Source organism: Chryseobacterium jejuense (assembly GCF_900100075.1).
In the GTDB taxonomy this organism is placed as follows: domain Bacteria; phylum Bacteroidota; class Bacteroidia; order Flavobacteriales; family Weeksellaceae; genus Chryseobacterium; species Chryseobacterium jejuense.
In genome coordinates, this window is the sequence record NZ_FNEG01000002.1 from 530,815 (window position 1) to 557,532 (window position 26,718).

Annotated in this window: 28 protein-coding genes and 3 tRNA genes; 15 read left to right on the forward strand and 16 right to left on the reverse strand. The window is 36.2% G+C overall.

Features of this window, described 5'->3' with window-relative positions:
• Window position 1 precedes the first annotated feature (1 nt).
• From BLS98_RS07970 to BLS98_RS07995, 6 genes are all read left to right on the forward strand, one after another.
• Window positions 2-868 (forward strand): NAD kinase, encoded by an 867-nt coding sequence (locus BLS98_RS07970; RefSeq protein ID WP_089735290.1) that lies wholly within the window; start codon window positions 2-4, stop codon window positions 866-868.
• Between the two features lie 69 nt (window positions 869-937).
• The gene (fbaA, locus tag BLS98_RS07975) at window positions 938-2,008 is read left to right on the forward strand and encodes a class II fructose-bisphosphate aldolase (protein ID WP_065395591.1); all 1,071 of its coding nucleotides are present in this window, start codon (window positions 938-940) and stop codon (window positions 2,006-2,008) included.
• A gap of 91 nt (window positions 2,009-2,099) precedes the next feature.
• Window positions 2,100-2,954, forward strand: a complete 855-nt coding sequence (gene accD, locus BLS98_RS07980; RefSeq protein WP_089735292.1) for an acetyl-CoA carboxylase, carboxyltransferase subunit beta — start codon at window positions 2,100-2,102, stop codon at window positions 2,952-2,954.
• 54 nt (window positions 2,955-3,008) lie between these two features.
• Complete coding sequence (locus tag BLS98_RS07985; RefSeq protein WP_089735294.1) at window positions 3,009-3,518, forward strand: DUF6973 domain-containing protein; 510 nt, start codon at window positions 3,009-3,011, stop codon at window positions 3,516-3,518.
• A 321-nt stretch (window positions 3,519-3,839) separates the two neighbouring features.
• A complete protein-coding gene (locus BLS98_RS07990; RefSeq protein ID WP_089735296.1) occupies window positions 3,840-5,243 on the forward strand; it encodes a nucleoside recognition domain-containing protein in 1,404 nt (467 codons plus the stop codon).
• A 62-nt stretch (window positions 5,244-5,305) separates the two neighbouring features.
• A complete protein-coding gene (locus BLS98_RS07995) occupies window positions 5,306-5,698 on the forward strand; it encodes a hypothetical protein (RefSeq protein ID WP_089735298.1) in 393 nt (130 codons plus the stop codon).
• Window positions 5,699-5,713: 15 nt separating this feature from the next.
• Here the strand turns inward: BLS98_RS07995 and BLS98_RS08000 are convergent, their stop codons facing one another.
• From BLS98_RS08000 to BLS98_RS08015, 4 genes are all read right to left on the reverse strand, one after another.
• Window positions 5,714-6,604 (reverse strand): ferric siderophore ABC transporter substrate-binding protein, encoded by an 891-nt coding sequence (locus BLS98_RS08000; protein ID WP_089735300.1) that lies wholly within the window; start codon window positions 6,602-6,604, stop codon window positions 5,714-5,716.
• Window positions 6,605-6,626: 22 nt separating this feature from the next.
• Window positions 6,627-7,025: an ExbD/TolR family protein gene (locus BLS98_RS08005; RefSeq protein WP_089735302.1), complete on the reverse strand. Its 399-nt coding sequence runs from the start codon at window positions 7,023-7,025 to the stop codon at window positions 6,627-6,629.
• 12 nt (window positions 7,026-7,037) lie between these two features.
• The gene (locus BLS98_RS08010; protein ID WP_089735305.1) at window positions 7,038-7,742 is read right to left on the reverse strand and encodes a MotA/TolQ/ExbB proton channel family protein; all 705 of its coding nucleotides are present in this window, start codon (window positions 7,740-7,742) and stop codon (window positions 7,038-7,040) included.
• 174 nt (window positions 7,743-7,916) lie between these two features.
• Window positions 7,917-8,378, reverse strand: coding sequence for a hypothetical protein (locus BLS98_RS08015; RefSeq protein ID WP_089735307.1), 462 nt, complete (start codon window positions 8,376-8,378; stop codon window positions 7,917-7,919).
• A gap of 169 nt (window positions 8,379-8,547) precedes the next feature.
• Between BLS98_RS08015 and BLS98_RS08020 the strand changes: the two genes are divergently transcribed.
• Both BLS98_RS08020 and BLS98_RS08025 read left to right on the forward strand, forming a co-directional pair.
• Window positions 8,548-10,344: a DUF885 domain-containing protein gene (locus BLS98_RS08020; protein ID WP_089735309.1), complete on the forward strand. Its 1,797-nt coding sequence runs from the start codon at window positions 8,548-8,550 to the stop codon at window positions 10,342-10,344.
• Between the two features lie 61 nt (window positions 10,345-10,405).
• Window positions 10,406-10,852, forward strand: a complete 447-nt coding sequence (locus BLS98_RS08025) for a DinB family protein (protein WP_089735311.1) — start codon at window positions 10,406-10,408, stop codon at window positions 10,850-10,852.
• Window positions 10,853-10,939: 87 nt separating this feature from the next.
• Here the strand turns inward: BLS98_RS08025 and BLS98_RS08030 are convergent, their stop codons facing one another.
• Window positions 10,940-11,560: an endonuclease III domain-containing protein gene (locus BLS98_RS08030; protein ID WP_089735313.1), complete on the reverse strand. Its 621-nt coding sequence runs from the start codon at window positions 11,558-11,560 to the stop codon at window positions 10,940-10,942.
• A gap of 33 nt (window positions 11,561-11,593) precedes the next feature.
• On the opposite strand from BLS98_RS08030, the gene bcp reads away from it, so the two are divergent.
• Window positions 11,594-12,043 (forward strand): thioredoxin-dependent thiol peroxidase, encoded by a 450-nt coding sequence (gene bcp, locus BLS98_RS08035; RefSeq protein ID WP_089735315.1) that lies wholly within the window; start codon window positions 11,594-11,596, stop codon window positions 12,041-12,043.
• A 72-nt stretch (window positions 12,044-12,115) separates the two neighbouring features.
• On the opposite strand, the gene BLS98_RS08040 is transcribed toward bcp, so the two are convergent.
• Genes BLS98_RS08040 through BLS98_RS08060 form a run of 5 tightly spaced genes read right to left on the reverse strand, consistent with a single transcriptional unit; the run spans window position 12,116 to window position 16,315 of the window.
• Complete coding sequence (locus tag BLS98_RS08040) at window positions 12,116-12,649, reverse strand: GNAT family N-acetyltransferase (protein ID WP_089735317.1); 534 nt, start codon at window positions 12,647-12,649, stop codon at window positions 12,116-12,118.
• Complete coding sequence (locus BLS98_RS08045) at window positions 12,618-13,283, reverse strand: hypothetical protein (protein WP_089735319.1); 666 nt, start codon at window positions 13,281-13,283, stop codon at window positions 12,618-12,620. The genes BLS98_RS08040 and BLS98_RS08045 overlap by 32 nt, the downstream gene beginning before the upstream one ends.
• Window positions 13,284-13,315: 32 nt before the next feature.
• Window positions 13,316-14,368 (reverse strand): mannose-1-phosphate guanylyltransferase, encoded by a 1,053-nt coding sequence (locus BLS98_RS08050; protein ID WP_089735727.1) that lies wholly within the window; start codon window positions 14,366-14,368, stop codon window positions 13,316-13,318.
• Window positions 14,369-14,400: 32 nt separating this feature from the next.
• Window positions 14,401-14,991, reverse strand: coding sequence for a SprT-like domain-containing protein (locus BLS98_RS08055; RefSeq protein ID WP_089735322.1), 591 nt, complete (start codon window positions 14,989-14,991; stop codon window positions 14,401-14,403).
• A gap of 1 nt (window position 14,992) precedes the next feature.
• On the reverse strand, window positions 14,993-16,315 hold the full coding sequence (locus BLS98_RS08060) for a TolC family protein (protein WP_089735324.1): 1,323 nt from the start codon (window positions 16,313-16,315) through the stop codon (window positions 14,993-14,995).
• Between the two features lie 185 nt (window positions 16,316-16,500).
• On the opposite strand from BLS98_RS08060, the gene BLS98_RS08065 reads away from it, so the two are divergent.
• The 4 genes from BLS98_RS08065 (at window position 16,501) to BLS98_RS08080 (ending at window position 18,083) form a co-directional block, all read left to right on the forward strand.
• Window positions 16,501-17,745: a bifunctional folylpolyglutamate synthase/dihydrofolate synthase gene (locus BLS98_RS08065; RefSeq protein ID WP_089735326.1), complete on the forward strand. Its 1,245-nt coding sequence runs from the start codon at window positions 16,501-16,503 to the stop codon at window positions 17,743-17,745.
• Between the two features lie 49 nt (window positions 17,746-17,794).
• Window positions 17,795-17,869 (forward strand) — tRNA-Val (locus BLS98_RS08070).
• A gap of 32 nt (window positions 17,870-17,901) precedes the next feature.
• Window positions 17,902-17,976, forward strand: a tRNA-Val gene (locus tag BLS98_RS08075).
• 32 nt (window positions 17,977-18,008) lie between these two features.
• Window positions 18,009-18,083 (forward strand) — tRNA-Val (locus BLS98_RS08080).
• A 49-nt stretch (window positions 18,084-18,132) separates the two neighbouring features.
• On the opposite strand, the gene BLS98_RS08085 is transcribed toward BLS98_RS08080, so the two are convergent.
• The 5 genes from BLS98_RS08085 to BLS98_RS23555 all read right to left on the reverse strand — a co-directional run bounded on the left by BLS98_RS08085 (window position 18,133) and on the right by BLS98_RS23555 (window position 21,845).
• The gene (locus BLS98_RS08085; protein ID WP_089735328.1) at window positions 18,133-19,017 is read right to left on the reverse strand and encodes a glycosyltransferase family 2 protein; all 885 of its coding nucleotides are present in this window, start codon (window positions 19,015-19,017) and stop codon (window positions 18,133-18,135) included.
• 4 nt (window positions 19,018-19,021) lie between these two features.
• On the reverse strand, window positions 19,022-19,987 hold the full coding sequence (locus BLS98_RS08090; RefSeq protein WP_228425486.1) for a glycosyltransferase family 9 protein: 966 nt from the start codon (window positions 19,985-19,987) through the stop codon (window positions 19,022-19,024).
• A gap of 2 nt (window positions 19,988-19,989) precedes the next feature.
• On the reverse strand, window positions 19,990-20,409 hold the full coding sequence (locus BLS98_RS08095; protein ID WP_045492072.1) for a SufE family protein: 420 nt from the start codon (window positions 20,407-20,409) through the stop codon (window positions 19,990-19,992).
• A gap of 99 nt (window positions 20,410-20,508) precedes the next feature.
• On the reverse strand, window positions 20,509-21,621 hold the full coding sequence (locus tag BLS98_RS08100; RefSeq protein ID WP_089735330.1) for a glycosyltransferase: 1,113 nt from the start codon (window positions 21,619-21,621) through the stop codon (window positions 20,509-20,511).
• Window positions 21,621-21,845, reverse strand: a complete 225-nt coding sequence (locus BLS98_RS23555; RefSeq protein WP_089735332.1) for a uroporphyrinogen decarboxylase — start codon at window positions 21,843-21,845, stop codon at window positions 21,621-21,623. The genes BLS98_RS08100 and BLS98_RS23555 overlap by 1 nt, the downstream gene beginning before the upstream one ends.
• A 151-nt stretch (window positions 21,846-21,996) precedes the next feature.
• Between BLS98_RS23555 and BLS98_RS08110 the strand changes: the two genes are divergently transcribed.
• Complete coding sequence (locus tag BLS98_RS08110; RefSeq protein WP_089735335.1) at window positions 21,997-24,543, forward strand: ATP-dependent Clp protease ATP-binding subunit; 2,547 nt, start codon at window positions 21,997-21,999, stop codon at window positions 24,541-24,543.
• A gap of 186 nt (window positions 24,544-24,729) precedes the next feature.
• Here BLS98_RS08110 and BLS98_RS08115 read toward each other — a convergent pair whose 3' ends face one another.
• Window positions 24,730-25,257 (reverse strand): hypothetical protein, encoded by a 528-nt coding sequence (locus BLS98_RS08115; RefSeq protein WP_089735337.1) that lies wholly within the window; start codon window positions 25,255-25,257, stop codon window positions 24,730-24,732.
• Window positions 25,258-25,465: 208 nt separating this feature from the next.
• On the opposite strand from BLS98_RS08115, the gene mnmA reads away from it, so the two are divergent.
• Window positions 25,466-26,653 carry a tRNA 2-thiouridine(34) synthase MnmA gene (gene mnmA / locus BLS98_RS08120; protein WP_089735339.1) on the forward strand — a complete coding sequence of 396 codons (1,188 nt, stop codon included), beginning with the start codon at window positions 25,466-25,468 and terminating at the stop codon, window positions 26,651-26,653.
• Window positions 26,654-26,718 lie beyond the last annotated feature (65 nt).

Sequence of the window (26,718 nt, forward strand, 5' to 3'; positions counted from 1 at the left end):
CATGAAGGTAGCCATATATTCTCAGAAAAAAGATCTTGATACTTTTTTATATTTAAGCAAGTTTATCTCTGAACTTGAAACCAGAGGTGTAAAATCTGTTCTGTACGATGAAATGGCTGAAGCACTTCAGTTTTCGAAAATTTTCGAAACTTTCAACAATAAACAGGACCTTTTAGATAAGGAAGTAGATCTTTTCTTCACTTTTGGTGGAGATGGAACGATTGTAAACTCTCTAACATTCATTGAAGATCTTGAGATCCCCGTAGTAGGTGTAAATACCGGAAGACTAGGATTTCTTGCCTTCTTTACGAAAGAAGAAGCTTTTAAGGAACTGGATTCTATCTTAAAAGGAGATGTAAAAACAAGCCGTCGTTCAGTCATTCAAGTAGTTTCCCCGAACCTGGAAGGATTTTTCCCTTATGCATTAAATGATGTAACCGTTTCCAGAAAGGAGACCACCTCTATGATCACGGTGGATTCTTATATTAACAACGAGTTTCTAAATGTATTCTGGGGTGACGGGGTTATTATCTCTACTCCTACTGGTTCTACAGCCTACTCTTTAAGCTGTGGTGGCCCTATCATTTCTCCAAATAACGAAAATTTTGTCATCACTCCTATCGCCCCTCACAATCTGAATGTAAGGCCTTTAGTAGTAAATGATAAAGTGGAAATCAAGTTCAGGGTGGAAAGCAGAGTACCACAATACTCTTTGTCTTTAGACTCCAGACTGATTCATATTGAAACTGATAAGGAAATCATCATCAGAAAGGCAGACTTTCAGCTTCTTTTGGTGCAGCCCAACAATTTGAGCTTTTACGAAACCATCCGTCAGAAGCTACTTTGGGGACGCGACAAAAGAAATTAGTGATTGCTTAAAAATGATTACCTTTACGCGAAATTAAACACCTAATAAATTTATAATAAAAAGTAAAACATGAGCAGAATTTTTCCGGCAGGAGTTGCCACAGGTCAGTTAGTTACTGATATTTTTCAGTATGCTAAAGAAAACAAATTTGCATTACCTGCAGTAAACGTAATTGGATCAAGCAACGTAAACGCTACGATGGAAACTGCAGCGAAATTAAACTCTCCTGTAATTATTCAGTTTTCAAATGGTGGAGCTGCTTTCAACGCAGGGAAAGGATTAAGCAATGACGGACAAAAGTCTGCAATCTTAGGAGCTATCGCTGGAGCAAAACACATTCACACTCTTGCAGAAGCTTACGGAGCAACAGTAATTCTTCACACAGACCACTGTGCAAAGAAATTATTACCTTGGATCGATGGATTAATGGATGCTAACGAAGAATTCTTCAAGCAGACAGGAAAATCTCTTTACTCTTCTCACATGTTAGACCTTTCTGAAGAATCTTTAGAAGAAAACCTTGAGATTTCAGCTAAATATTTCGAAAGAATGGCTAAACTTCAGATGACTCTTGAAGTAGAAATCGGAGTAACTGGTGGTGAAGAAGATGGTGTTGACAACTCAGACGTTGATAACTCTAAACTATATACTCAGCCTGAAGATGTAGCTTATACTTATGAAAAATTAAAAGCTATTTCTGATAACTTTACAATTGCTGCAGCATTTGGTAACGTACACGGAGTTTACAAGCCAGGAAACGTGGTTCTTACCCCAAAAATCCTTGACAACTCTCAGAAATATGTTCAGGAGAAATTCGGAACTGCTGATAAGCCAATTAACTTTGTATTCCACGGAGGTTCAGGATCTACTTTGGAAGAAATCAGAGAGGCAATTGACTATGGAGTAATCAAAATGAATATCGATACTGACCTTCAGTTTGCATATACAGAAGGCGTTAGAGATTATATGGTTAACAATGTAGAATATTTAAGAACTCAAATCGGAAACCCTGAAGGAGAAGAAAAGCCTAACAAAAAATTCTATGACCCAAGAGTTTGGGTAAGAAAAGGTGAGGATACTTTCTCTACAAGATTAGTACAAGCATTTGAAGATTTAAATAACGTAAATACTTTAAAATAAGAACTGTACATTTGTATCAATGTAAAAAGCATTCATAAAAGAGTGTATTTACATTGATACATTTTACATTTATACATTAATACAATTAAAAATGGCATTCGACTGGTTTAAAAGAAAAGCAAAAAACATTACCACCTCTACTGATGAGAAAAAGGACGTTCCCAAAGGTCTATGGCATCAGACTCCATCTGGAAAAGTTGTGGAACATGATGAATTAAAGAGAAATAACTATGTTTCTCCTGAAGACGGGTTTCATGTAAGAATAGGAAGTGCGGAATTTTTTGACATCCTTTTTGACGGTGGTAAATTTACCGAACTGGATGCCAATGTTGAAAGTATTGATATCTTAAACTTTAAGGATACAAAGGCCTATAAAGACCGTTTAAAAGAAGTAAAAGCGAAAACAAAACTTACAGACTCTATCAGAAATGCTGTAGGAACTGTAAAAGGAACTGAAATGGTAGTTTCTTGTATGGATTTTGCTTTTATTGGTGGATCTTTAGGTTCTGTAATGGGTGAAAAGATCAGAAGAGCTGTAGACTACTGTATCGAGCACAAACTTCCGTATATGATTATCTGTCAGTCCGGAGGAGCAAGAATGCAGGAAGCTACCTATTCTTTGATGCAGTTAGCTAAAGTACAGGCGAAATTGGCTCAGCTTTCAGAAGCAGGTCTTTTATATATCGCTTATCTGTGTGATCCAACTTTTGGTGGGATCACAGCATCTTTTGCAATGACTGCTGATATCATTATGGCTGAACCGAAGGCTCTTATCGGTTTCGCAGGACCAAGAGTAATTCGTGAAACGATCGGTAGAGATTTACCGGAAGGTTTCCAGACTTCTGAATTCCTACAGGAAAAAGGATTTGTTGACTTCATTGTAAAAAGAACTGAAATTCAGGACACTGTTGCTAAAACTGTTAATTTATTAGCTGCAAAAGCATAGTTTCTGTAACAAAAACAATACAATCTCTCTCTAATTGGGGAGAGATTTTTATTTATGAGGACTTTTAAAATATTTTTCAATACCATCAGGAGTATGAGTTTTAAGAAGATTATGCGTCTCTTATCTCTTGTTCTCCCCCATCCTCTTTTTGCAATACTCAGCTTTCATGCTACGGTTAAAGCATTCACTATCGCACAGGCGAAATTTCCTGAAACAGCTTCTAACAATGGTATAGGAAATGCATTCAGACATGCGCTTTGGTGTTGTTTCATCATGATGTATTGCAGTAAAATTTCTTCACCTGAAAAAGCTCTGGATTTCTGTAAAAGAATGACAGATCTCCACGAAGAATTGTTTCCCAACCAACCTTTGGAAACCAAAATGGACCTTCATAACAACAAGTTAGGAATGGATTATTTCATGGAACTTTTGCCAGGAATCCACCGCCAATTCTTTGAAAAAAGCTTTTTTGTTGATGGATTAGTCAAAAAAATGGATGATGCCAAAGTTTTAAAGAGCTTAGATGACGACTTTGAGGGGCATCTTGTTTATCTGGAAGACTAAGTATAATTTTATTTTAAACGCTAGAAATACGCAGAGAGATTATAAAAACTTTATGCATATTTTTTGAGCGCAAGGGCATTTCATTCAGCAAGGTATTCTAATTTGTGTTCTCTGCTAAGTGCTAACGCCGCTGCGAACGTAAAATCTACATCCACCAATAAAAATCTTTGCGAACATTGCGTTAAAACAAATGATTTTCAAAAGCTTGAGAATGTTATCAACGTAATTCTTTTCACTTCTCAAAAACTTAATTGCTTAATTCTTTTGTAGCTTTTGTGGTTTAAAGTATTTTTGATAAGTTTAAACAATTAAATCAATCGAATGGTTCTCAGCAGAATTTGGTCGGCATTCATTATCATTGCCATTGCCATTGCCAGTATAAAATACATTTCGTCAAGTCATTACAAAACCATTTTCAATGATATGGTGGTTGGAAAAGGCGGTGATACGGTGAAGATCGCAACTCAACCTATGAGCACCCTTACTCCTGTTGTGAAGGACAGCCTGATGAAGAAAAATGATTTTGCAGACAGCAGAATTCACTATAAAACAGATTCTCTAAAACAAAATGTAGCAGTTTATCGTGTTCAGGAAGCTGATGGGGTTATTGGAACTTCAGAAACTGCCGTAAAAATATGCATTGGACTGATTGGCATTATGACCCTATTTATGGGATTCATGAGTATTGCTGAAAAAGCAGGCGGAATCAACCTTTTGAGTAGATTTATTCAACCTTTCTTTTCTAAATTATTTCCTGATATTCCTAAAAACCACCCGGCATTTGGCCACATGCTGATGAATTTCAGTGCCAATCTTCTAGGATTAGATAATGCAGCCACTCCGTTTGGATTAAAGGCAATGGAAAGTCTTCAGACCTTAAATCCTAATAAAGATACTGCCAGCAACTCACAGATTATGTTCCTGTGTCTTCATGCAGGAGGAATGACGCTTATTCCTGTATCAATTATCGCCATCAGGGCTTCAATGGGATCCAAAACGCCTACTGATATTTTCCTGCCTTGTATGATTGCAACCTTTGCAGCAACCCTGGCAGCTATGATTATTGTTTCCTTATATCAAAAGATCAATCTTCTTCGTCCGGTAGTTATCGCTTACGTGGGTGGAATTTCAGCAATTATAGGGTTATTGGTAGTCTATCTTGTACAATTGAGCAAAGACGAGCTTGATGATTTCAGCAAGGTATTAAGTAATGGGCTTATTCTCTTTATTTTCCTTGCTATCGTTCTTGGAGCTGTTTATAAAAAAATCAACGTTTTTGATGCCTTTATTGAAGGTGCCAAAGAAGGATTCACTACCTGTGTAAAGATTATCCCTTACCTGGTTGGAATGTTGATCGCTATCTCCCTTCTAAGAACTTCAGGAGTTTTTGATGTTATTATTGACGGGATGAAATGGGTAGCTAATGTAGCTCACCTGGATCCAAGATTTGTGGATGGACTTCCCACCGCATTAATCAAGCCTTTATCCGGTTCCGGAGCAAGAGGAATGATGGTTGATACAATGGCCACCTTCGGAGCAGACAGTTTCCAGGGGAAATTAGCAGCCGTACTTCAGGGAAGCTCAGATACGACATTTTACGTGATTGCAGTCTACTTTGGCGCCGTAGCCATTAAGAATACTAGATATACGGTAATTGCTATGCTTTTAGCTGATTTGGTAGGTATTATTACTTCTATTGCGTTGGCTTATCTATTCTTTGCTTAATGAAGACTGTTTACCCGTTTATCAACAACTTTAAACATTAAACTCAAAACTTTAAACCCATTATGATTACAGATAAAGAATTCACCCTAAGACTCATCCGCCAGTTAACACAGGCATTGGAAAAATTAATTCTGGATAAGCCGGAAGAAAGTTTACTACAAAAAGAGCTGGATTTTGATACTTTGATGAGGGATATTTTCAAAATGAACTTCACAGAGGTTTCCTCAATGACTAAGGAAGAAATGATTGCCTTAGTTAATGAAAGACAGGAAAGAGACCATAAAGACTATTATGAGATGCTTGGGAACCTTTTCTACTTTAAAAGCAGAGAAGCACAAAATAAAGACTTTCAGGATAAAGCAAAAACATTCTATGAGCTGTATCTACAAAAAAGCGGAATATTTGCCCTTCCAATAATCAACAGAATAAATGAATTAAAAAAAGCACTTGAATAAAGTGCTTTTATATTTTTAGAATGTAATTTTATAAGTTCCGCTGGAAGATACATTGGCTTTCTCGGCCTTTACATATTTCTTCACCCAGCTAACGGATGTAGATGATACACAAGGATCTGAAATTCCTCCTGCCCTTCTTGCAGATACCACATTTCCTGCTTTATCTACAGTATAGGCAACTGTAATGGAACCACTCGCCGTACAGCTATGAGAAGGCTGTGCTCCACCTCTCCCCATTGTTCCGGGGATATATCCTACAAGCTTTCTATCAATTCCCACTTTACTGTCTCCATTTCCTTCTCCGCCTAGTGGATCTCCTGCATTTCCAGGACCATTTCCATCTCCCTGTCCACCTGGCTTTTGTCCTTTTCCGCCAAGAAACTTACCAATAGCAGCATTTCCTTGTCCATCTCCGTTTCCGGTTTTTGAGTTGGCTTTAGCAGCTCCTGATTTTTTAGTATTCTTCGCATTACTTGTGCTCGTAGCCTCCTTTTTTTCTGCTTTTTTAGATTCCTCTTTTTTAGGAACTGTATTTTTTGAATTATTTCCTGTAATCACTTTTTCCTTCGCTTCTACTTTCTTGGGCTCAGGCTTCACTACCGGTTCAGGCTTTACTTCGGTTTTTGTTTCTGGAACAGGAACTTCTACGGGCTCAGGTGTTACCACTTCTGTTTCAGCTGCTAAGCTTCCAGGCTGTTCCGCAGGCTCGTCAGCACCGTTCCCATTTCTGTTGTCTCCGAAGTTCACCAACATCGTGGTTATCACTTCAGGCTCTTTATCCAGTTCAGGTTTTAATTTATAATAAAAAACAAAAAGCAAAATGGCAGCCCAGATAAGGATAGAGAGTAATGCACTCTTTACCCGGTCTCGGTTTTCCTCGTTTTTGTTTGCAGTATAGCTTCTCATCTTAAAAAATGATTCTTAGCATTTATTTATCCTTAACAGTTGCAATAGCAATGTTAAATTTATGTTTTTCAGCAATTTCCATTACAAAAACAACGTCTTTATGCATGGTATTTTCATCTGCTCTGATCGTGAAAGATTTGTTAATCTGTCCGTTCAATTTATCGGCAATAATTTTCTCCAGTTCTCCTTTATTTACTGGATTATCATCCACAAAATAAGAGCCATCCGGTTTAATACTTACAATAACAGGATTGGGAATATTATCTTCAACGGCTCCGGCTTTCGGCAGATTCACCTCTATAGCACTTTGATTGGCTGCAGACGAGGTAATCATAAAGAATATCAGCATCAACAGGATAACATCTGTCATCGCTGCTAAACTGAATTCCGGATTTGCTTTATTTCTTCTCTGAATTTTCATCTTAAGAAAGATTTATAAAGGTTTGTTGATTAGATCTAAAAATTCTCCTGACATATTCTGAGCTTTCAGTACAAACTTATCAATCCTTGTTAAAAGAATATTATAACAGAAGTTTGCTGGAATAGCTACTGCAAGACCTACTGCTGTTTGTCCCAGCGCAGTATAAATACCTTCCGAAAGTGTTTTCGGAGAGAAAGATCCTGTTGCATGCGATAGATTAAAGAAGGCAATAATCATCCCGATTACCGTTCCCAAAAGTCCTAACATTGGTGCAATACTTGGTACCACAGCCAAAAGGTTCAGGTTTTTCTCCATATTGGCAACTTCTACCTGCGCCTGAGCCTCCATAGCACTTACAATGTCTGAAACAGGACGTCCCAGTCTTGAAATTCCTTTTTCAAGAATTCTTCCTTCGGGAGAATTCTGTGTTTTGCAATAATCTGCGGCAGCTTCTATTTTCCCTTCCTTAATAAAGTCTTCAATATTGTTCATGAAGTTGGAATCTGTTTTAGAAGTTACTCTTTTAATAAAGAAAAATCTTTCAAAAAACAGGTACAAAGAAAATATTCCCAACAGCAAGACAACAGCCATCACTATTTTAGCGAAGGCTCCTCCGTGAAACATGATTTTCCAGAATGAAAATTCTAAATTGTCTGCGGCAACTGCAGGGGTAGTGATTTGTGCAAATAAAATCTGAGAAAGTTCCGTTAACAGCATTAAATGTGAATTTTATTAAAGTTTCAACGACAAATGTAGTGGAATATTATGAATTGCTCTCTTAAAAATTGCTTAAAAACAACTTAAAGTTTGTTATGATTTATAAACAGCAAATTTCTTTCCAAAAGCAATTTTGAAAAGAAATCTGGTATTAAAAAGAATGAAAAGCAGCGCTTAGTCTTCGTCTACTTCAATATCATCCTGTTTGAACTCACATTTTAACCTAAAAGGAATCGGAGCATCAGATCCGGTATAGAAATCATCAATGGTTCCCTTCCATATCATCTGAAGCTCACCCTCTTCATTCTTCTCGAAAAGAAGCTCATTGTCATAGACATAGGCTTCATCATCATCGAAAAGATCTACCTCCGTATAGGTATCCTCATCAGAATCATTGATTTTGAATATTTTTCCTTCTATTTCCGCTGAGTCGATAGGAAAATCGAAAACTTCAAGTGAAAGCTGCGGAAAGTTATACTGTAATGAATCATCATCTACGTGATCCAAACTGTCATCCGTAATAATTTCAACCTCTAAAAAATGTTGCTGGTTGCTGTAAACTGCTTTACAATAAGTGTTTCTAATATTGTATTTTAGCGTTTCGTCCGGATGGTAAATTTTTAAAATCCCTTTCATTTTTTCTTAAAAAAGAACTGTAATAATATGATTGTTAAACGTTTTAGACAAAGATAAAAAATTGATTTAATGTGAAAAGGATTTTGAATATTATTTTTTTAAAATCAATTCATACAATGGGTCTGAATCTACCAATAATACTTACTTTTGTTTTATAAAGATTCTGAAAATGAAAAGTATTTTATCGAAAAGTATTCTGGGAATAGGCTTAGCGATTGGTCTTGCCTCGTGCAAAAAGACCGATTCTCCCCTTACAAAGGTAACTCCGACCAACCTGGATTCTATTGCATCCAATTATTATGAACAGTATCTTAAACTATATCCTTTAGACGCCACAGCTCAGGGAGATCTAAGATACAATGACCAACTTCCCATCAATATTGATAAAGATTTCATCTCAGGAGAGGTTGCCTTTTACAATTCTGTACAGAAACAACTGGAAAATGTAGACTATAAAATTCTTTCTGATGAAGATAAGGTAGTATATGATGTGTTGGATTATACTTTAAAAGATAAAATTGAAGCGTATGCTTATCACCCTGAATATATTCCTTTTACTCAGTTCGGAGGTCTGCCTTTAAATTTTCCATTGTATGGAAGCGGACAGGGAAGCCAGCCTTTCAAAACTGAAAAAGACTACAGCGACTGGCTGAAAAGAATGGAAAAATTCCCGGAGTGGATGGATGCAGCAGCTGATAACTTCCGTGATGGAATCACCAATAAAGTAGTTCTTCCAAAAAAACTGATTGTTAAAATGATTCCTCAAATGAAAGCAGAGGAAATCACCACTCAGGATATGGAAAAGAATATTTTCTATGGCCCCATTAAAAACTTCCCAAAGAACTTTACTCAGGCACAAAAAGATAAATTTTCAGCACTTTATAAGGATGCTATCATTAAAAAAATCATTCCTGCCTATACTAAAATGGGAGTATTCCTTGAAAAAGAATATTTACCAAAAGGTAGAGATACGGATGGATATAACAGTCTTCCAAATGGGAATGAAATCTACGGTTATTATGTAAAAAGCTGGACGACAACAAAAAAATCGCCTGAAGAAATTAATAAAATCGGACTCCAGCAGGTCGCTATGCTTCGTGCAGAAATGGAAAAGGTGAAGCAGCAGGTTGGTTTTAAAGGAACATTGGAGGAATTTATTATTCATGTGAAAACAGATCCTAAAGCAATGCCTTATAAGACTTCTAAAGAGGTTTTAGCTGGATTTAACAGTATTCTGACGAAGATTACTCCGAAGCTGAAGACGATGTTCAATGTAACACCAAAAACAAAGTTTGAAATCAGACAGACAGAGAAATTCAGAGAAGCCAGTGCCAGTGCTGAATATATTCCAGGAACTCCAGATGGAAAAAGAGCAGGAATTTTCTACGTTCCACTTCCTGATCCCACCAAATTCAATGTTACTTCAGGAATGGAGTCTTTATTTTTACACGAAGCCATTCCGGGGCATCATTACCAGTTTTCCCTTCAGCAGGAAAATACAAAACTTCCTAAATTCATGAGATTTGGATGGTTTGGTGCTTATGGTGAAGGATGGGCACATTATTGTGAAACTCTAGGCCCTGAATTTGGGCTGTATACAGATCCTTATCAGAAAATGGGATATTTAAGCGACCAGATGCTTAGAGCTGTAAGGTTGGTGATAGATACAGGCTTACACACCGGAAAAATGAGCAGAGAGGAAGCTATTAAATATTTCCTGAGCAATATTTCTTATGATGAGGGATCTGCTGTAGCTGAAGTAGAAAGATATATGGCGATGCCAGGACAGGCTTTAGGATATAAAATCGGGTCTTTAAGAATCCGTGAGCTCAGAGAAAAATACCAGAAAGAGCTTGGCAATAAGTTTAACCTGGCAAGCTTCCACGGTGAAGTATTAAGCCAGGGATGTCTTCCATTGGATGTTTTAAACAGAAAGATGGAGCTTTGGGCGAAAAAACAAAAATAGTACACAATACAAATGGGACATTTCTTAACTGTCCCATTTTTTAATTTCAAAACCAATCACAATGATCACAGTACCTCTACGCTCTCTTTATCACAGAGACCTAAGCAAATTAAAAGCAGAGATCGAAGCTTATCAAAACGAAGAAAACCTCTGGAAGACTGATCAAAACATTTCCAATTCCGCAGGAAACCTTTGTTTACATCTTATTGGAAATCTTAATCATTTTATTGGAGCACACCTCGGAGATACAGGCTATGTAAGACATCGTGAGCTTGAATTTTCGTTAAAAGATATTCCAAGAGCTGAGCTTATTGAAAAAATTGAATCCATGACAATTATGATAGATTCGGTTTTAAGCCAACTTCCGGAAAGTGAAATGGACAAGGAATATCCATTGATCGTTTTTGGGGAACCCATGACAACAGGCTATTTTCTGATTCATCTTATTACGCATCTGGATTATCATCTGGGACAGATTAATTACCACAGAAGATTATTGGATATCTAACTTGATAACCTTCAATGGGTAAATACATTACAACAAAAAGTCCCTTCTCTAGAGAAAGGACTTTTTATTTTGTATCAATTGAATACATTACTTCTCAAACATCATTTTAGTAATAAAGTCCTTCTCCCCTTTTCCCCTTGCAGGAGAATACTCTCTTCCATAGAAAATGATCTGAAGGTGAAGTTTATTCCATACCTCTTCCGGAAATAATTTCTTTGCATCTTTCTCTGTTTCCACTACATTTTTACCGGAAGTAAGTTTCCACTGTGTCATCAGACGGTGAATGTGCGTATCCACTGGAAATGCAGGAAACCCAAACCCCTGGCTCATTACTACTGATGCTGTTTTGTGTCCTACGCCAGGAAGTGCCTCTAATTCTTCGTAAGTCTGCGGAACAATACCATCATGTCTTTCCAGTAAAAGTTCAGCCATTCTCTTTAAGTTCTTGGCTTTGGTATTGGATAATCCTATTTCTTTAATTAATTCTTTGATCTGAAACTCTTCCAGCCTTGCCATTCTCTGTGGAGTTCCGGCTACCTCGAAAAGGTTTGGGGTAACTTCATTTACCTTCTTATCTGTTGTCTGCGCAGAAAGGGCAACAGCAACCATTAAAGTATAAGAATCTGTATGATCCAAAGGAATAGGCGTTGTAGGATACAATTTATCCAGTTCAATCTGAACGAGCTCAGCTCTTTGCTTTTTTGTCATTTTACCCTTAAATTTGAACAAAAATAAATCATTATGCTGAAAGTTGGAGATAAATTACCTCAATTTGAAGGAACAAATCAGGATGGAGAAGCAATATCTTCATCAACATTAATCGGAAAAAAGCTAGTTGTTTTCTTTTATCCTCAGGCAAGCACTCCAACATGCACCGTGGAAGCCTGCAATCTGAGTGATAATTATTCCAAGCTTGAAAAAGCAGGATATCAACTGTTGGGAGTAAGTGGAGATTCTGTAAAAAAACAAAAAAACTTCCATAGCAAATTTGCTTTTCCTTATGATCTTATTGCGGATGAAACCCGTGATATTATCGAAAAATTTGGAGTTTGGCAGGAAAAAAAGACGTTTGGTAAGACTTATATGGGAATTGTAAGAACCACGTTTATTTTTGATGAAAACGGAGTGTGCACAAGAGTTATTGAAAAAGTAACTTCCAAAACAGCAGCTGATCAAATTCTAGAAGGATAGTTGTAAATACTGATAAAAAAGAAAAATCCACAAAGAGTCTTTGTGGATTTTTCTTTTTTATAATGTTTGATTTTATTCTGTTTCGTAATAATTTAATTCTTCTGTTTCGCCAGGAAGCGTAACAAACTTCTTAAATTTCAGGCCCAGTTTTTCGATTAGTTTTTGTGAAGAAAGATTATCTTTTGAAATAATGGCAGATATTTTCGACAATCCAAAATCTTCCATCCCGATGGATTTCACCTTTTGAGCGGCTTCAAAAGCATATCCTTTTCCTTCAAACTCTTCCAACAAAGAATATCCGATATCTACAACATCAAGACCTTCTCTTTCAAAGATTCCAACGGCGCCTATTTTTTCATTACTCTCTTTGGTTACTAAAAGGTAGTTTCCATATCCCAGCCTTTCAATCTGTGGAGCAAATCTATTCAGAATATAGTTTTCTGCATCTTCAATTGTATTCACATTTCGGTTTCCGATATGTTGAATAAATTTAGGTCTGTTGTAAAGTTCAAAAATAAAATCTCTGTCTTCAGCAGACATTGGACGAAGTATTAAACGCTCAGTTTCATATGTATTATCGGCGCTTTGGTGTTTTTTTAAGCTCATCTTGTTTTGGTTCTTCTTTTTTCTCGACTTTTAAAAGTCTTGGGTTATTAGCACATTTTTTATTGTAAAGCTCAATATAGGTTCCATTATCTTTTACATTTGTTACAAGCCCGGTAGTTTTATTAACCGTTACTGTGAAATGTGTTTTCTGATAAGGGCATTCTTTTGATGTTAATTTTCCAAGATCCAGATAATAATTCTTTTGATCTTCATGATAATTGCCTGCCAGGTCCTTGAATTCTTCATCCACCATATAACCATCAGCAGAGAGTATTATTGCTGCTTCCTGTGCATTATCTACTTTTCCTACAAAAGTTTTTAAAGCCTCCGTATCAAGAATGTAATTCAATTTTCCACCTGAAGAATAAGCTATATAGTAAAAACTATCTTCGTTGGGGAAAAGATTAAACCCGGAAAACTGAGGTGTATAGCTCATCTTTCCGCCAGAAGTTTTGATTTCCTCTCCTTTTCCATAGCTGTTGTATACCAAAACCCAGGAATCCACCTTAGCATCAGGTTCAATTCTTTGCAATACATTAGGAATGCTGGAAAACTTTTTCTTCTCCTGAGCATATCCCAGGATGGTAAAAAGCAAAAGTGCTAAAGTCGTGAATCGGAGTGTACATTTAATCATAGCCTAAAAATAAGCATAAAAGATACCAAATACTACATAAACTTATCTCCTTTCTTGAAACTTTTCAGATCCAGGACATAATCTTTAATTAATTGGTCATTTTCTCTAGGGCAAATAAGAAGAGCCTTGTCTGTATCTACAACAATGTAATTTTCAAGACCATCAATAATAACAGCCTTGTTATTATTTTTTAAACGGATAATATTTCCTTTTGAATTATACGCAAGTAAATGCTTTAGTTTCACGGCATTGTCATCCTTATCTTTTTCTGTATTTTCATAGATAGAAGTCCATGTTCCCAAATCACTCCAACCTAAATCAGATGGAATAACATATACATTTTTAGCCTTCTCTAAAATCCCATTATCAATGGAAATTTTCTGAACTTTTGGATAAATGGTTTCTATACAGTTATTTTCTTTTTCAGAATTATATTCACAAGCCATAAAATGTTGGGTCATTTCAGGAAGATACATCTCAAAAGCATGATGAATGCTTTTCATATTCCAGATAAAGATTCCTGCATTCCAAAGAAAATCTCCACTCTCCAAAAAGCTTTGAGCAATTTCAAGAATTGGCTTTTCTGTAAATGTTTTTACTTTGAAATATTCTGAATTTTTCTTTTCTACAAACTGAATGTATCCATAACCAGTATCAGGTCTTGTAGGGGTAATTCCCAATGTTACCAGATAGTCATGTTTAGAAGCAAGATCAAATGCCAGAATTACTTTTTCCAGAAATACATCTTCCTTCAAAATCAGGTGATCTGCCGGAAGAACAATCATAGTAGCATTTGGGTTGATTTCAGCAATTTTATTAGCCATGTAAAGGTTACAGGCTGCTGTATTTTTCATCAGAGGTTCTCCCACAATATTTTCCTCAGGAATTTCCGGAAGTTGCTGATGGGAAAGCGCTATATACTCTTTATTTGTGATAACGAATATATGTTCTTTTGGAATTACCTTACTGATTCTATCATACGTTTGCTGAATCATGGTACGCCCTGTTCCTAAAATATCCTGAAATTGTTTTGGAAATTTCTGTGTACTCATGGGCCAGAATCTGCTACCGATCCCCCCAGCCATTATTACGCAGTATCTATCTGATTTTAACATTCTTAGCTACATTTTTCTACCCTTGCTAAAGGTTTGAAAGAATACTTCCTTCCAGTAGCCAGGTTCTTACAAAGATAGTTTTTTTTAATCAGTCCCTCTAATAAATACTTTTCGTTACGATATATAAAAAATTCTCCTTTTTGAAGTTGTTCGATAAAATGGAGACTATCATCCTGCTTCTCAGTATGAAAATATCTAACCAAGTCAGGACTTGCCATAAAATTAGCTTTGGGCGATTTTGAAAACTTTACAATGACAGGTTTCAGCTCTTCATCATAAATTTCAAGGCTTTCAAGCAGCATATTTCTAAAGGTTTCTTTCCATTCATTGCCATGGGGAGAAATCCTTCTTCCGTATTTTTCAAAGGCAATGAGGTGCGCCAGCTCGTGAGTAAGCACAAAGAAAAAAAGTTGTGGGGTAAGCGTTGAGTTTACCGTAATTTCATGAGAATTATCTGGAAGTTTTCTGTAATCTCCCAGTTTAGAATTTCTGTTTCGCGTAACTTTTATATGAATATAATAGTCTGAAAACCAAATTCTTAAATAATTAAGTGTATTTTGTGGTAAATATTTTTCTAACGATTGGATAGACATTTTACAAACTTAGTGGAATTCCCGCATAGAAATTCAATAATTTAAGGCTGAAAAGATAATTATATTTCGCCTGCGCTACTGATCCCTGTGCATTTGCATAATTATTTCTTGCAACGTTAACGTCGTAAATGGTTGTTTTTCCTGCAGCATAGCTTTTATCAGCAAAATCAAGGGCCAGCTTGGAGCTTTTCTCAGCTTCTAATGCCGCAAGGTATGATTCATAATTGGCATCAGCATCAAACTGAGCTTTTTGTATATTTTGTCTTACTGTCTGCTTCTGCTGTTCAAGGGTAATTTTACTCACACTTTCATTCAATTTAGACTGCTCAACCTGTAGTTTTGTTTTCCCTTTATTGAAGATAGGGATATTAAGTGACACCCCTACATTTTGTCCAAACTGATCTTTATATTGTTCAAAAAAAGTTCCCTGAACAATACCTGGAGGAACATTAAATGATCTATTATAGAAAGTATTAAGACCAGCACTAGCTGTTAATGTAGGCCAAAATGCTGTTTTACTTACCTCAGTTTGTGCTTCGGCAGATCTTATTCTGCTTTCGGCTGCTTTTATCTGCGGTTGTACATCATAAGCTTTTGTAAGAACCTCGTCAGCAGTTACCAGCTGTGATTCTAATGCTTCAGGAATATCTACATTTTCTACATCAAAATCTTTATAATCTGAAAGCTGTAAAAGCTGAGCAATGGCAAACAAAGCTCTTCCTACATTTATCTCTGCTGTTTTAAGGTTTTGCTTTTCTCTCGCCCATGCTGCTTCTGCTTCTGCTAAAACAGTTTGAGCAGTAGTTCCAACCTGAGTGGTTATCTTTGCTCTGTCATGCTGCTTTTTAGCATTTTCTACAGCACTTTGAGAAATCTTAACAATTTCTTTGTTCAGCAAAGCTGTTAAGTATTGTTGTGCAATTTGTACAGAGATATCATTTTTGATGGCCTCAATATCATATTGGCTTGCTTCTACATCAAACTGAAGCTTTCTTACATTCTTCTCTAATCTTCCGTTATTGTAAACCAAAACATCAGCACTTACTCCAATACTGTTATTGAATCTATCGTTTCTATAACTTCCTGCTCCTAATGATCCCTGTCCAAAACTCACTCCATTCATCATACTTCCCGATACAGAAGGCAAATAATCTTTTTTAGCCGCTTTAAGGTTGTATTCTTGGTTTTGCTTGGTATATTGATTTTGGATAACCTGAAGATTATGCTCCACTGCATAGCTTACACATTCTTTTAAGGACCATTGCTTCTGAGCACTTAAACCCAGACAACTTAGTCCAAAAACGATAATCCAAACTTTTTTCATATTTTGTAGATGTTTATTTGTTTTTAATGGTCATATGGCCTCGCGTCATCTTCATCTGTATTTCTACTTATAAATCACCGCGATTTCATACTAAGATTTTTCCCTATTAGACGAAGTAAATATAAAAAAGTTACAGATTGAAAAAAATAGTTTCATTTTAATAAAACTTTTGAGAATTTTGTATCATGACAAACGAACAATATCAGGAAGCTATTGACTGGCTTTTCGTACAGATGCCCAACTATCAGATAGATGGGCAAAAGGCTTATAAACCCGGGCTTGACAATATCATCAAACTTTGTGCTTACTTTGGAAACCCACAGGAGAAAATAAAATGCATCCATGTTGGTGGCACCAATGGGAAGGGATCTTCAAGCAATATGCTGTCATCTATCCTTCAGGAAGCCGGTTACAAAGTTGGGCTATATAATTCCCCACATCTTATTGATTTTACAGAGCGGATTAAAGTGGACGGTAAAAACTGCCATAAAGAGTTTGTCTTCGATTTTATTCAGAAGCTTAAAAATATTCCGGAGGATATTAAGCCATCGTTCTTTGAGTTTACCACCATTATGGCTTTTGAATATTTTTATCAACAGCAGGTAGATTTTGCAATCATTGAAGTAGGATTAGGTGGAAGGCTGGATTCTACTAATATTATAAAGCCTCTGGTTTCTGCTATTACAAATGTTCAACTTGACCATCAGAATATATTGGGAGATACTATTGAAGAAATAGCCGCTGAAAAAGCCGGAATTATTAAAAAGAACATTCCAATTATCTCAGGTGACGAAAATGAAATTGTAAAAGCAATGATCACAGAAAAAGCAATGAAGGAAGACGCTCCTTTTATAGATGCTACTCTACTTCATTCCGACCTTTCTTCTGATTTGAAAGGGAATTACCAGAAAAAGAACATCCGCGTAGTTTTAGCCATTGTTCAGGAACTAAGAAAACAGGATATTAATATTACAGATATTGATCTGAAAAACGGATTACTAAATGTTCATCAAAACACAGGATTCATTGGACGTTGGTTTGAGTTCTCACAAAATCCGCTTACGATTTGTGATACGGGACACAATCAGGCAGGTTTGGAGTATGTTTTTTCACAATTAAATTCTATATACAGGCACAAGCACGTCATTTTGGGGTTTGTAAATGATAAAAAAATAGATGAAGTGATGAATTTACTTCCTGAAAATTCTGAGTTTTATTTTGCCAAACCATCCATCAACAGGGGAAGACATCCCGAAGATTACGAAAACCTGCTTCAGGAGGCGAAAATTTTTTATAAAATTTTTAATTCCGTACAGGATGCGTATCTATCTGCAAAAGAACGATGTACAAATGAAGAAATGATTTTTATTGGCGGAAGTAACTTTGTTGTTGGAGATTTTTTAGAAAAAAATTTAAAGTTTAAAGAATAAGTTGTATATTTGCACCACTCTAAACGAGAAAACAACAAAAAAGTCTAGAGGGTTCTTAGCTCAGTTGGTTCAGAGCATCTGGTTTACACCCAGAGGGTCGGGGGTTCGAATCCCTCAGGACCCACAGAAAGGAAACGAAACCTTTAAAAAAAATTCGGGTTCTTAGCTCAGTTGGTTCAGAGCATCTGGTTTACACCCAGAGGGTCGGGGGTTCGAATCCCTCAGGACCCACAAAAAGGAGACGAAACCTTTAAAAAAAATTCGGGCTCTTAGCTCAGTTGGTTCAGAGCATCTGGTTTACACCCAGAGGGTCGGGGGTTCGAATCCCTCAGGGCCCACAAAAAAACTCTCAGATTTCTGAGAGTTTTTTTATTATTTATTTTGAATTTATTTCATCTTTCTTACCAACATAGCCAACTTATAAAAATCAAAATACCGTATACTAGGGTTCTCTGAAAGAAGATTAGTCCTTATTTTTTTTTCACAAACCTTATAAATAGACAGGAACAATGGGACAAGCCCAAACCGCTTCAATATTACGGCTGCTTTATAGACCTTAATATCTTTAATAAAGGTATTGTTTTGTGGATTTTTTGAAAGCCGGAATAAAGACCCCATCCCTATTTCCGCTTTTCCCAGAAAAACAGCATTACTTGTATCATCTACATGAATAACAGGATTAGTCATCGCAAGAAATTTTATTTCATTTTGTTCCAAAAGTTTAGCGAAAACGAAATCTTCATATCCATACTCCGTCAACATTTCGTTAAAAGGGAATTTTTCAAAAATTTTTTTTGAGATAATAAAATTTACGGTTTTAAATAATGAAAAATCATAGGACCGACTGCCAAAAAAAATTTCTCTTTCCACAGAATACCTGTTTCTAAGAGTGGACGCATATTGGGGGTCAATTATAAAACTCCCGTAGATAAGTTCTAAATCGGGTTGTTTATTTATTTCAGATATATAATTCCACAGGAAAGCTTTCTCAGCTATTTTAACATCACAATCCAGGAATAAGAGGTATTCCCCCGAAGAATATTGCAGAAAGAGATTACGGATCCTGGAACGTCCGATATTTTCTTCCAGGAAAACCAGCTTTTTCACCTGACTTTGAAGTTCTTCATTAATTACTTTAAAGGCAGCATCTGAAGCATCATCTATCAATATAATTTCAGCATCAATGTTATGGCTATCAATTTCTTTTTTTAAATCAAAGACCAATTCACGGACATCAAAATTATAGACAGGAATACAGATTGACAACTTCATGATGTCAGATTTTCTCAACGACCTTTTGAATACTGAACTCTTCAAGACAAGCCCAATCTCCCCTATAGCATTCCTTATCACCAAAAACGGAACACGGCCTGCAGGAAAGGTCTTTTACCTGTACTACATCATCTTCACTCTGTCCGAATCCTAAAAATCCGGCGTAAGGGTGCGTTGCACACCAAATAGAAACACATCGTGTTCCCATCAGGCTTGCCAAATGCATATTCGCAGAGTCCATAGAGATCATTACTTCTAGTTCCGAAATCTTCTGAAGCTCTTCAGTAAGGCTTAATTTTCCGGAAAGACTTTTCGTATTTGGGATCTGATTTTCCCAAGACTCAAGAGTCTCAGTTTCTTTTTTTCCGCCTCCAAAGAAGTATACCGTATGCTTCTGAGCCAAAAGTGTGGCCAATTCAAACGATTTTTCCAGTGGAAGCATTTTTCCTTTATGTTGAGCAAAAGGTGCAAAACCAATACCCGACTTATGTTCTGAAAGTGGTCTTAATTTTTGCGAAAGTTCTACTTTAAAACCCATTTCACGGAAAACATCTGCATACCGTTCAACTGTTTTTTTTAATTGAACTTTATCCAGATTCCAGACATCAGTAAGATGTTCTTTTTCCTCTTTTCCTTTATCTATTTTGAAAACCTTTAAGCCTTTTCTTCTGTAAATCCTATCCAAGATTTTGGTTCTGATCACATCATGAAGGTTGGCAATATAATCCGGTTTGAATTCTTTAATCAATTCATCTCCCAATCTTCTCAGTCCAAAGAAGCCTTTATAGTCATCTACATTAATTCCTTTAAATATAACATTAGGAACACCTGCAAACAATGCTTCAAAGTTCTTTCTGGAAACCATGACAATCTCCACACCGGGATTTTGCTCTAAAAATTCCTTAAAAACAGGAACCGTCATGGCAACATCTCCAAATGCAGAAAAACGATATGCTAAAATTCTGGTCACGATTATGATTTCAGCTGGTAAGCTACTGCGTAAAATTTGATTTGTTTAGTCATGGCCATCAATCCATTAGCTCTGGATGGTGAAAGAAATTCCTGTAATCCAATCTCTGAAATAAACTCAAAGTCAGAATCTAGGATTTCCTGAGTAGAATGCCCACTGTAAATGCTCACCAAAAGAGAGACAATACCTTTGGGTAAAATTCCGTCTGAATCTGCATCAAAGAAAAGTTTACCTTCTTTAAATTCAGCATCTATCCAAACTTTGCTCTGGCAGCCTTTAATGAGATTTTCATCTGTTTTCTTATCTTCCGAAAGTCCTTTCAGTTCTTTTCCAAGGTCAATGATGTATTCATATTTCTGCTCCCAGTCGTCAAGAAACGCAAATTCGTCGATAATTTCCTGCTGTTTTTCCTTAATGGTCATTGTAAATCAAATTTCTTTGTGCAAAGATAGTAAATTATGCTTTAGACCTAAAGTGTTAGTCCAAAGCTAATTTAAGGAATATTACGCTATGAAAACAGTCTATTGCTTAAAGCCTAATGAATTAGAAGCTTTCTGAAAAACGTGCAATAGCTTAATTTCTTCATTTTCCCAACAAAGTGCTTCAGATGCTTTTTCCAATTCCACCTGATAGTTAAGTCTTCCTTTTGCTAAAACTTTCTTTACTGCAGCTGCAATATTTTCCGGCTGATGATCTTTAATTAACTCCCCCACATCAAACTGGCTTTTAATATTCTGAAGTTCGGGAAGCTTTGACAAAATCAAAGGAACTCTTGCCTGAATACAATCTAAAACCTTATTGGGTAAAGAATACAGATAACTATCTCCCCCATTCTCTTCAATACTCATTCCGCAATCAGCAGTTAATGTAACCTTTCTTAGGTCTTCGGGCTTTAATTTTCCAAGAAACTGAACCTTATGCTGAAGGTTTTCCTTCATTACAAGCTCTTCATATTCTTTTTTCATCGGCCCATCGCCTGCAATTTTCAACTGTACATGATCCATATGATGCATGGCAAGTATCACTTTATCAATTCCCCTAAAAGGATTAATGGCTCCCTGATACAACAGTATTTTAGAGTTATTTTGGGGAATATCAAGCTTAAAATCTAATCTTCTGGGTGAATTTTGAACAATTACCGGACTTATTCCATATTTTTTTTCAAACCATTTTCCATAACTTCCGCTTGCAGTTATCATCCATGTCAGCTTCGGAATGACAGTCTTTTCGACATAACGCCACAATTTTTGTGACATTTTGCCCTGAACAGCAGGCATTTCCGAAAAAATCTCATGACTATCAAAAATCAAAGGAATATTTAATTTCCGAGCAATAAGATAGTTGGGATACAACGCATCAATATCGTTGGCATGAAGAATTGTATTTTGATCTGCTTTTTTTTTGAGCTCATGATATAGCTTCCAATTGAATTCAAAATAAGCTGTTTTCAAACTTTTTGAAGCCAAATGAATTCTTGAGAACGGATAAGGACGCTGCATTTCTTCTGCACCATTCCAGTCATTTCCAATCAACTCAATCTCATATCCATTTTCATATAAAGTCCGGCATACCTTTTCAATACGCTGGTCTGTAAATAAATTACTGAAGGCAGATGTGATGATTTTTTTCTTCATTAAGCTTTTTTTCCAAGCAATAAATGATAGATTTGAATAAAGCAAATAAGTCCATTCGGGATGATGACCGGCCATAACGGTCCGCTAAAGAAACCATAAATGACAAAACATGCACAGCCAATCATGTTAACAATTCTGATTTTTCTTACATCTTTTAGTATGAAACTCAATACGATAAAAACTGAGGCTGAGTATCCGACGTAAGTGACAATTTCAGGATTCATTGGGATTTTTTAATGATAACAAACTTAATCATTTTCAATAAGATAATAAAATTTTTTCTGCCATAAAGTCATTTATTGATTTTTGGTAAAATATTTGTAATTTAGATAATGAATAAATGGCACTGTTGCTTTTATTCTAATGAGATATATTATGGATTATAAGTTTTCACAAGGTTTGAGCCAGGTGTTCAAACAAAGCAAAAGCGAAGCTAAGAGGCTGAAAAGTGAATTTCTTAATACAGAACATCTACTTTTAGGTATTATAAAAACGGAAAACTCTGCAAAAGAAATCCTTCAAAACCTCAATGCGGATTTAACACAAATCAGAAGAAAAATTGAAACTCTAAATACAGCAAGTCTAAATCCTATTTCTGAGGAGGTTACCAATATTTCTTTCACCAAAATGGCAGATCATGCTATTAAGCGTGCGGAGTTAGAATGCCGACAGTACAAAAGCAATGAAATTAATACCGTTCACCTGCTTTTAGGTATTCTATATAAATATGAGGATCCTACTTCAAATATTTTGGGAGCTTATGACATCGACTATGAGGGTGTTTCAAGAGAGTACCAGACTATGCTTAAAAATTCCGGGCAGTCACCACAAATGAGTGCTTATGATGACGATGATGAAAGAGAGGAATTTGAGCAAATGAGAAAGCCTACAGGAAATTTAGGCTCTGCAAAAAGCAAAACTCCTACATTGGACAACTTTGGTAGAGATTTAACGTCTTTAGCAAGGGATGGAAAATTAGACCCAGTAATTGGACGTGAGAAAGAAATTGAGAGAGTATCTCAGATCTTATCCCGTAGAAAGAAAAACAACCCACTTCTTATCGGGGAGCCCGGGGTTGGTAAATCTGCAATTGCAGAAGGGTTAGCTTTAAGAATTCAGCAGAAAAAAGTTTCCCGAGTTCTTTACGGAAAACGTGTTATCACATTAGACCTTGCTAGTTTAGTAGCAGGAACCAAATATCGTGGTCAGTTTGAGGAAAGAATGAAGGCTATCATGACTGAACTTGAAAAAAACAGAGATGTCATCTTATTTATTGATGAGCTTCACACTATCGTAGGTGCAGGAAGTTCTACAGGAAGTTTAGACGCATCCAATATGTTCAAACCTGCGTTAGCTAGAGGTGAGATTCAATGCATTGGAGCAACTACTCTGGATGAATACCGTCAGTATATTGAAAAAGACGGAGCTTTAGAGAGAAGATTCCAGAAAGTAATGGTGGAACCTACTTCTATTGATGAAACCATTCAGATTCTGAACCAGATTAAAGATAAATATGAAGAGCACCATAATGTAATTTATACTCCTGAAGCAATTCTGGCTTGTGTCAATTTGACATCCAGATATATTACAGACCGTTTCCTTCCGGACAAAGCTATTGATGCAATGGATGAGGCTGGTTCAAGAGTTTACATCAAGAACATGAAAGTTCCTACCGAGATCATTGATTTTGAAAAGAAAATTGAAGAGATCAAGGAATTGAAACAAAAAGCTGTGAAGGCTCAGGATTATCTTGAAGCAAGAAAGCTTAAAGATGAGGAAGAACGTCTTCAGATGGAACTGAATGCTGCCCAGGACAAATGGGATAAGGATGTAAAAGAGAAAAAAGAAACCGTAAGTGAAGAAAATGTAGCGGAAGTGGTTTCTATGATGAGTGGAGTTCCGGTAACGAAAGTTGGTAAAAACGAACTTGACAAACTGGCTCAAATGGATGAAAAACTTAACGGAAAAGTTATTGGTCAGGAAGATGCTGTGAAAAAGGTAGTGAAAGCTATTCAAAGAAACAGAGCAGGTCTTAAAGATCCTAACCGTCCTATTGGTACCTTTATCTTCCTTGGAACAACAGGGGTTGGTAAAACCGAGCTTGCAAAAGTAATGGCAAGAGAGCTTTTTGAGTCTGATGAGTCTTTGATCCGAATCGACATGAGTGAATACATGGAAAAATTCGCTGTTTCAAGATTAGTGGGTGCGCCTCCGGGATACGTTGGATACGAAGAAGGTGGTCAGCTGACTGAAGCGGTAAGAAGAAAACCTTATGCTGTGGTTCTTTTGGATGAGATTGAAAAAGCTCACCCGGATGTATTCAATATCCTGTTACAGATTCTTGATGAAGGACATGTTACAGATAGTTTAGGTAGAAAAATCGACTTTAGAAATACGATCATTATCCTTACTTCTAACATTGGAACAAGAGATCTTAAAGATTTCGGAGATGGTGTAGGATTTGGTACTTCAGCTAAGAAAACAACTTCAGATTCAAGAGCAAGAAGCACCATTGAAAATGCCCTTAAAAAAGCATTTGCTCCGGAATTCTTAAACAGAATTGATGACATTGTGATCTTCAACTCTCTTGTACAGGATGATATCAAGAAAATCATTGATATTGAACTGAACAAACTATATGGCAGACTTGAAAAGTTAGGCTATAAAGTGGAATTAACTGAGGAAGCAAAAGACTTTATTTCTGAAAAAGGATGGGATAAAGACTTCGGTGCAAGACCATTGAAGAGAGCTATTCAGAAGTACATTGAGGATTTATTGGCAGAAATGCTTGTGAATAAACAACTGAACGAAGGTGAAACTGTAATTCTTGAGCTTAACGAAGCAAAAGATGGGTTAGTAGGGGGAAAAACTTCAAAAGCTAAGAAATCATCAGCGGCTGAAAAATCTTCGCCTCAATCTTAAATAAATAATTTAATTTTAATAAAAAAGCACTGGGAAAACTCCTGGTGCTTTTTGTTTTTTATACGTTTTGGCTAAAGCCAATGTGATTTTAATATTTTTATTAGATGGGCTAAAAAGCCCATCCCTATTGAATTTATATTATGATGTTTTAAAAATACAGCTAAGCCTTTTCAATAGATATAATGGCTAAAGTCCCACTACAAATCCGATGTTTGGAACCAAGCCACTCGAAAACACACTCGATCTTTCTTTCCAAAGTACATTATACATCAATCCTAACTGCAAAAAAGAATTGTTTCCGATTCTTTGCATATAACCACCTCCAAGATAAAGTGCATTTTCTTCTCTGCTATCTTTATAATCGTAATATTTATCTTTATAATTGATAAAATAATGTTGAAAATTAGCACTCAAGAAAAATGTTCTTGCAATGTAATAATTAGCAAATGGTCCTACTCCGAACATGGTGGAGGAATGATAATTAGACGTTTGCCACGTCACACTACCCGCTACTCCTCCTTCCAGATCATCGGTAATTCTATACCCCACTCTTGGGGAAGCCTGCAAACTAAAATAGCTGTTGCTTCCAAATCCCACACCAATCCCGCCACCGAAAGTCCATTTGTTGTTTTCTTGTACGGGAGTACCTACTGAAACCTGAGAAAAGACGGATGCTGAAGTCAGTAGCATCATCGAAATAATAAACTTTTTCATATTTAATTTTTTATTTTGTTCTAAAATTTATAATCCATCCCTATTCAATCTGCTTTTGGATGTTGTAAACGTTATGATTGGTGGCTTTGATATGACTATCGTTTTTATCAATGTTTAAAATTATGGTTTTTTTACGAATTTATTTAGTTGTATTTTTGCAGCGTCAAACTAAGAACTCCCGTTAAGAGTTTCGTAAAATTGAAATACAATGAAAATAGTAGTAGGCCTCTCAGGAGGTGTAGACTCAAGCGTTACCGCTTATTTGCTACAACAGCAAGGTCATGAAGTAGTGGCTTTGTTTATGAGAAACTGGAATGATGCTTCGGTAACATTGGAAGATGAATGTCCATGGATTGAAGACAGTAACGATGCATTAATGGTAGCCCAAAAGCTGGGAATTCCATTTCAGGTAATCGATATGAGCGAACTTTACAAGGAACGTATTGTAGATTATATGTTCGAGGAATATCAAAGAGGAAGAACTCCGAATCCTGATGTTTTGTGTAACAGAGAAGTAAAATTCGATGTTTTTATGAAGACCGCCATGTCTTTAGGTGCTGATAAAGTAGCTACCGGACATTATGCAAGGGTAAACTCAACTTTTGATGAGAACGGCAAGGAAATTTTCCATCTTTTGGCAGGAAAAGACAATAATAAGGACCAGTCTTATTTCCTTTGCCAGCTAAGCCAGGATCAGTTATCAAAAGCTTTATTCCCTATCGGAGAACTTACTAAACCTCAGGTAAGAGAGATCGCAAAAGAGATCGGATTGGTAACAGCTGATAAAAAAGATTCTCAGGGATTATGTTTTATCGGAAAGGTGAGCCTGCCACAGTTTTTACAGCAACAATTAAAGCCGAATGAAGGTGAAATCGTAGAAATTTTCAAAGATTCCCCTTTATTTGCTGAAGAAGCACCTGAATTTTCTACCAAAGAAGAAGAGCTTAATTTCTTATCAAGAAAGATCAATTATAAAAAAGCCGATGGAAAAGTGATTGGAAAGCACCAGGGTGCTCAATTTTTCACGATCGGACAAAGTAGAGGATTAGGAATTGGTGGACATAAAGAAAGCTGTTTCATTGTTTCCAGAGACATGGAAAACAATATTATTTTTGTTGGAGAAGGAAGTCACTTCCCGGGACTGTACAAAAAAGCATTAAAAATAGACAATTCTGAACTTCATTGGGTTCGTGAGGATATGAAACTTCAAAATGGAGAATCTATGGAAGTAATGGCCAGATTCAGATACAGACAGGCTTTACAAAAAGCAACTATTTACCAATTTGAAGATGCTTTTTATGTTGAGTTTGAAGAGCCTCAATCTGCTATTGCTGAAGGACAATTTGCTTCATGGTATATAGATGAGGAACTTATTGGAAGCGGTGTGATTTCATAGTGCTTTCGTGGTTAGAGATCCATGATACCGATATATTCATTGAACCAGAAATCAGACAAAATTAA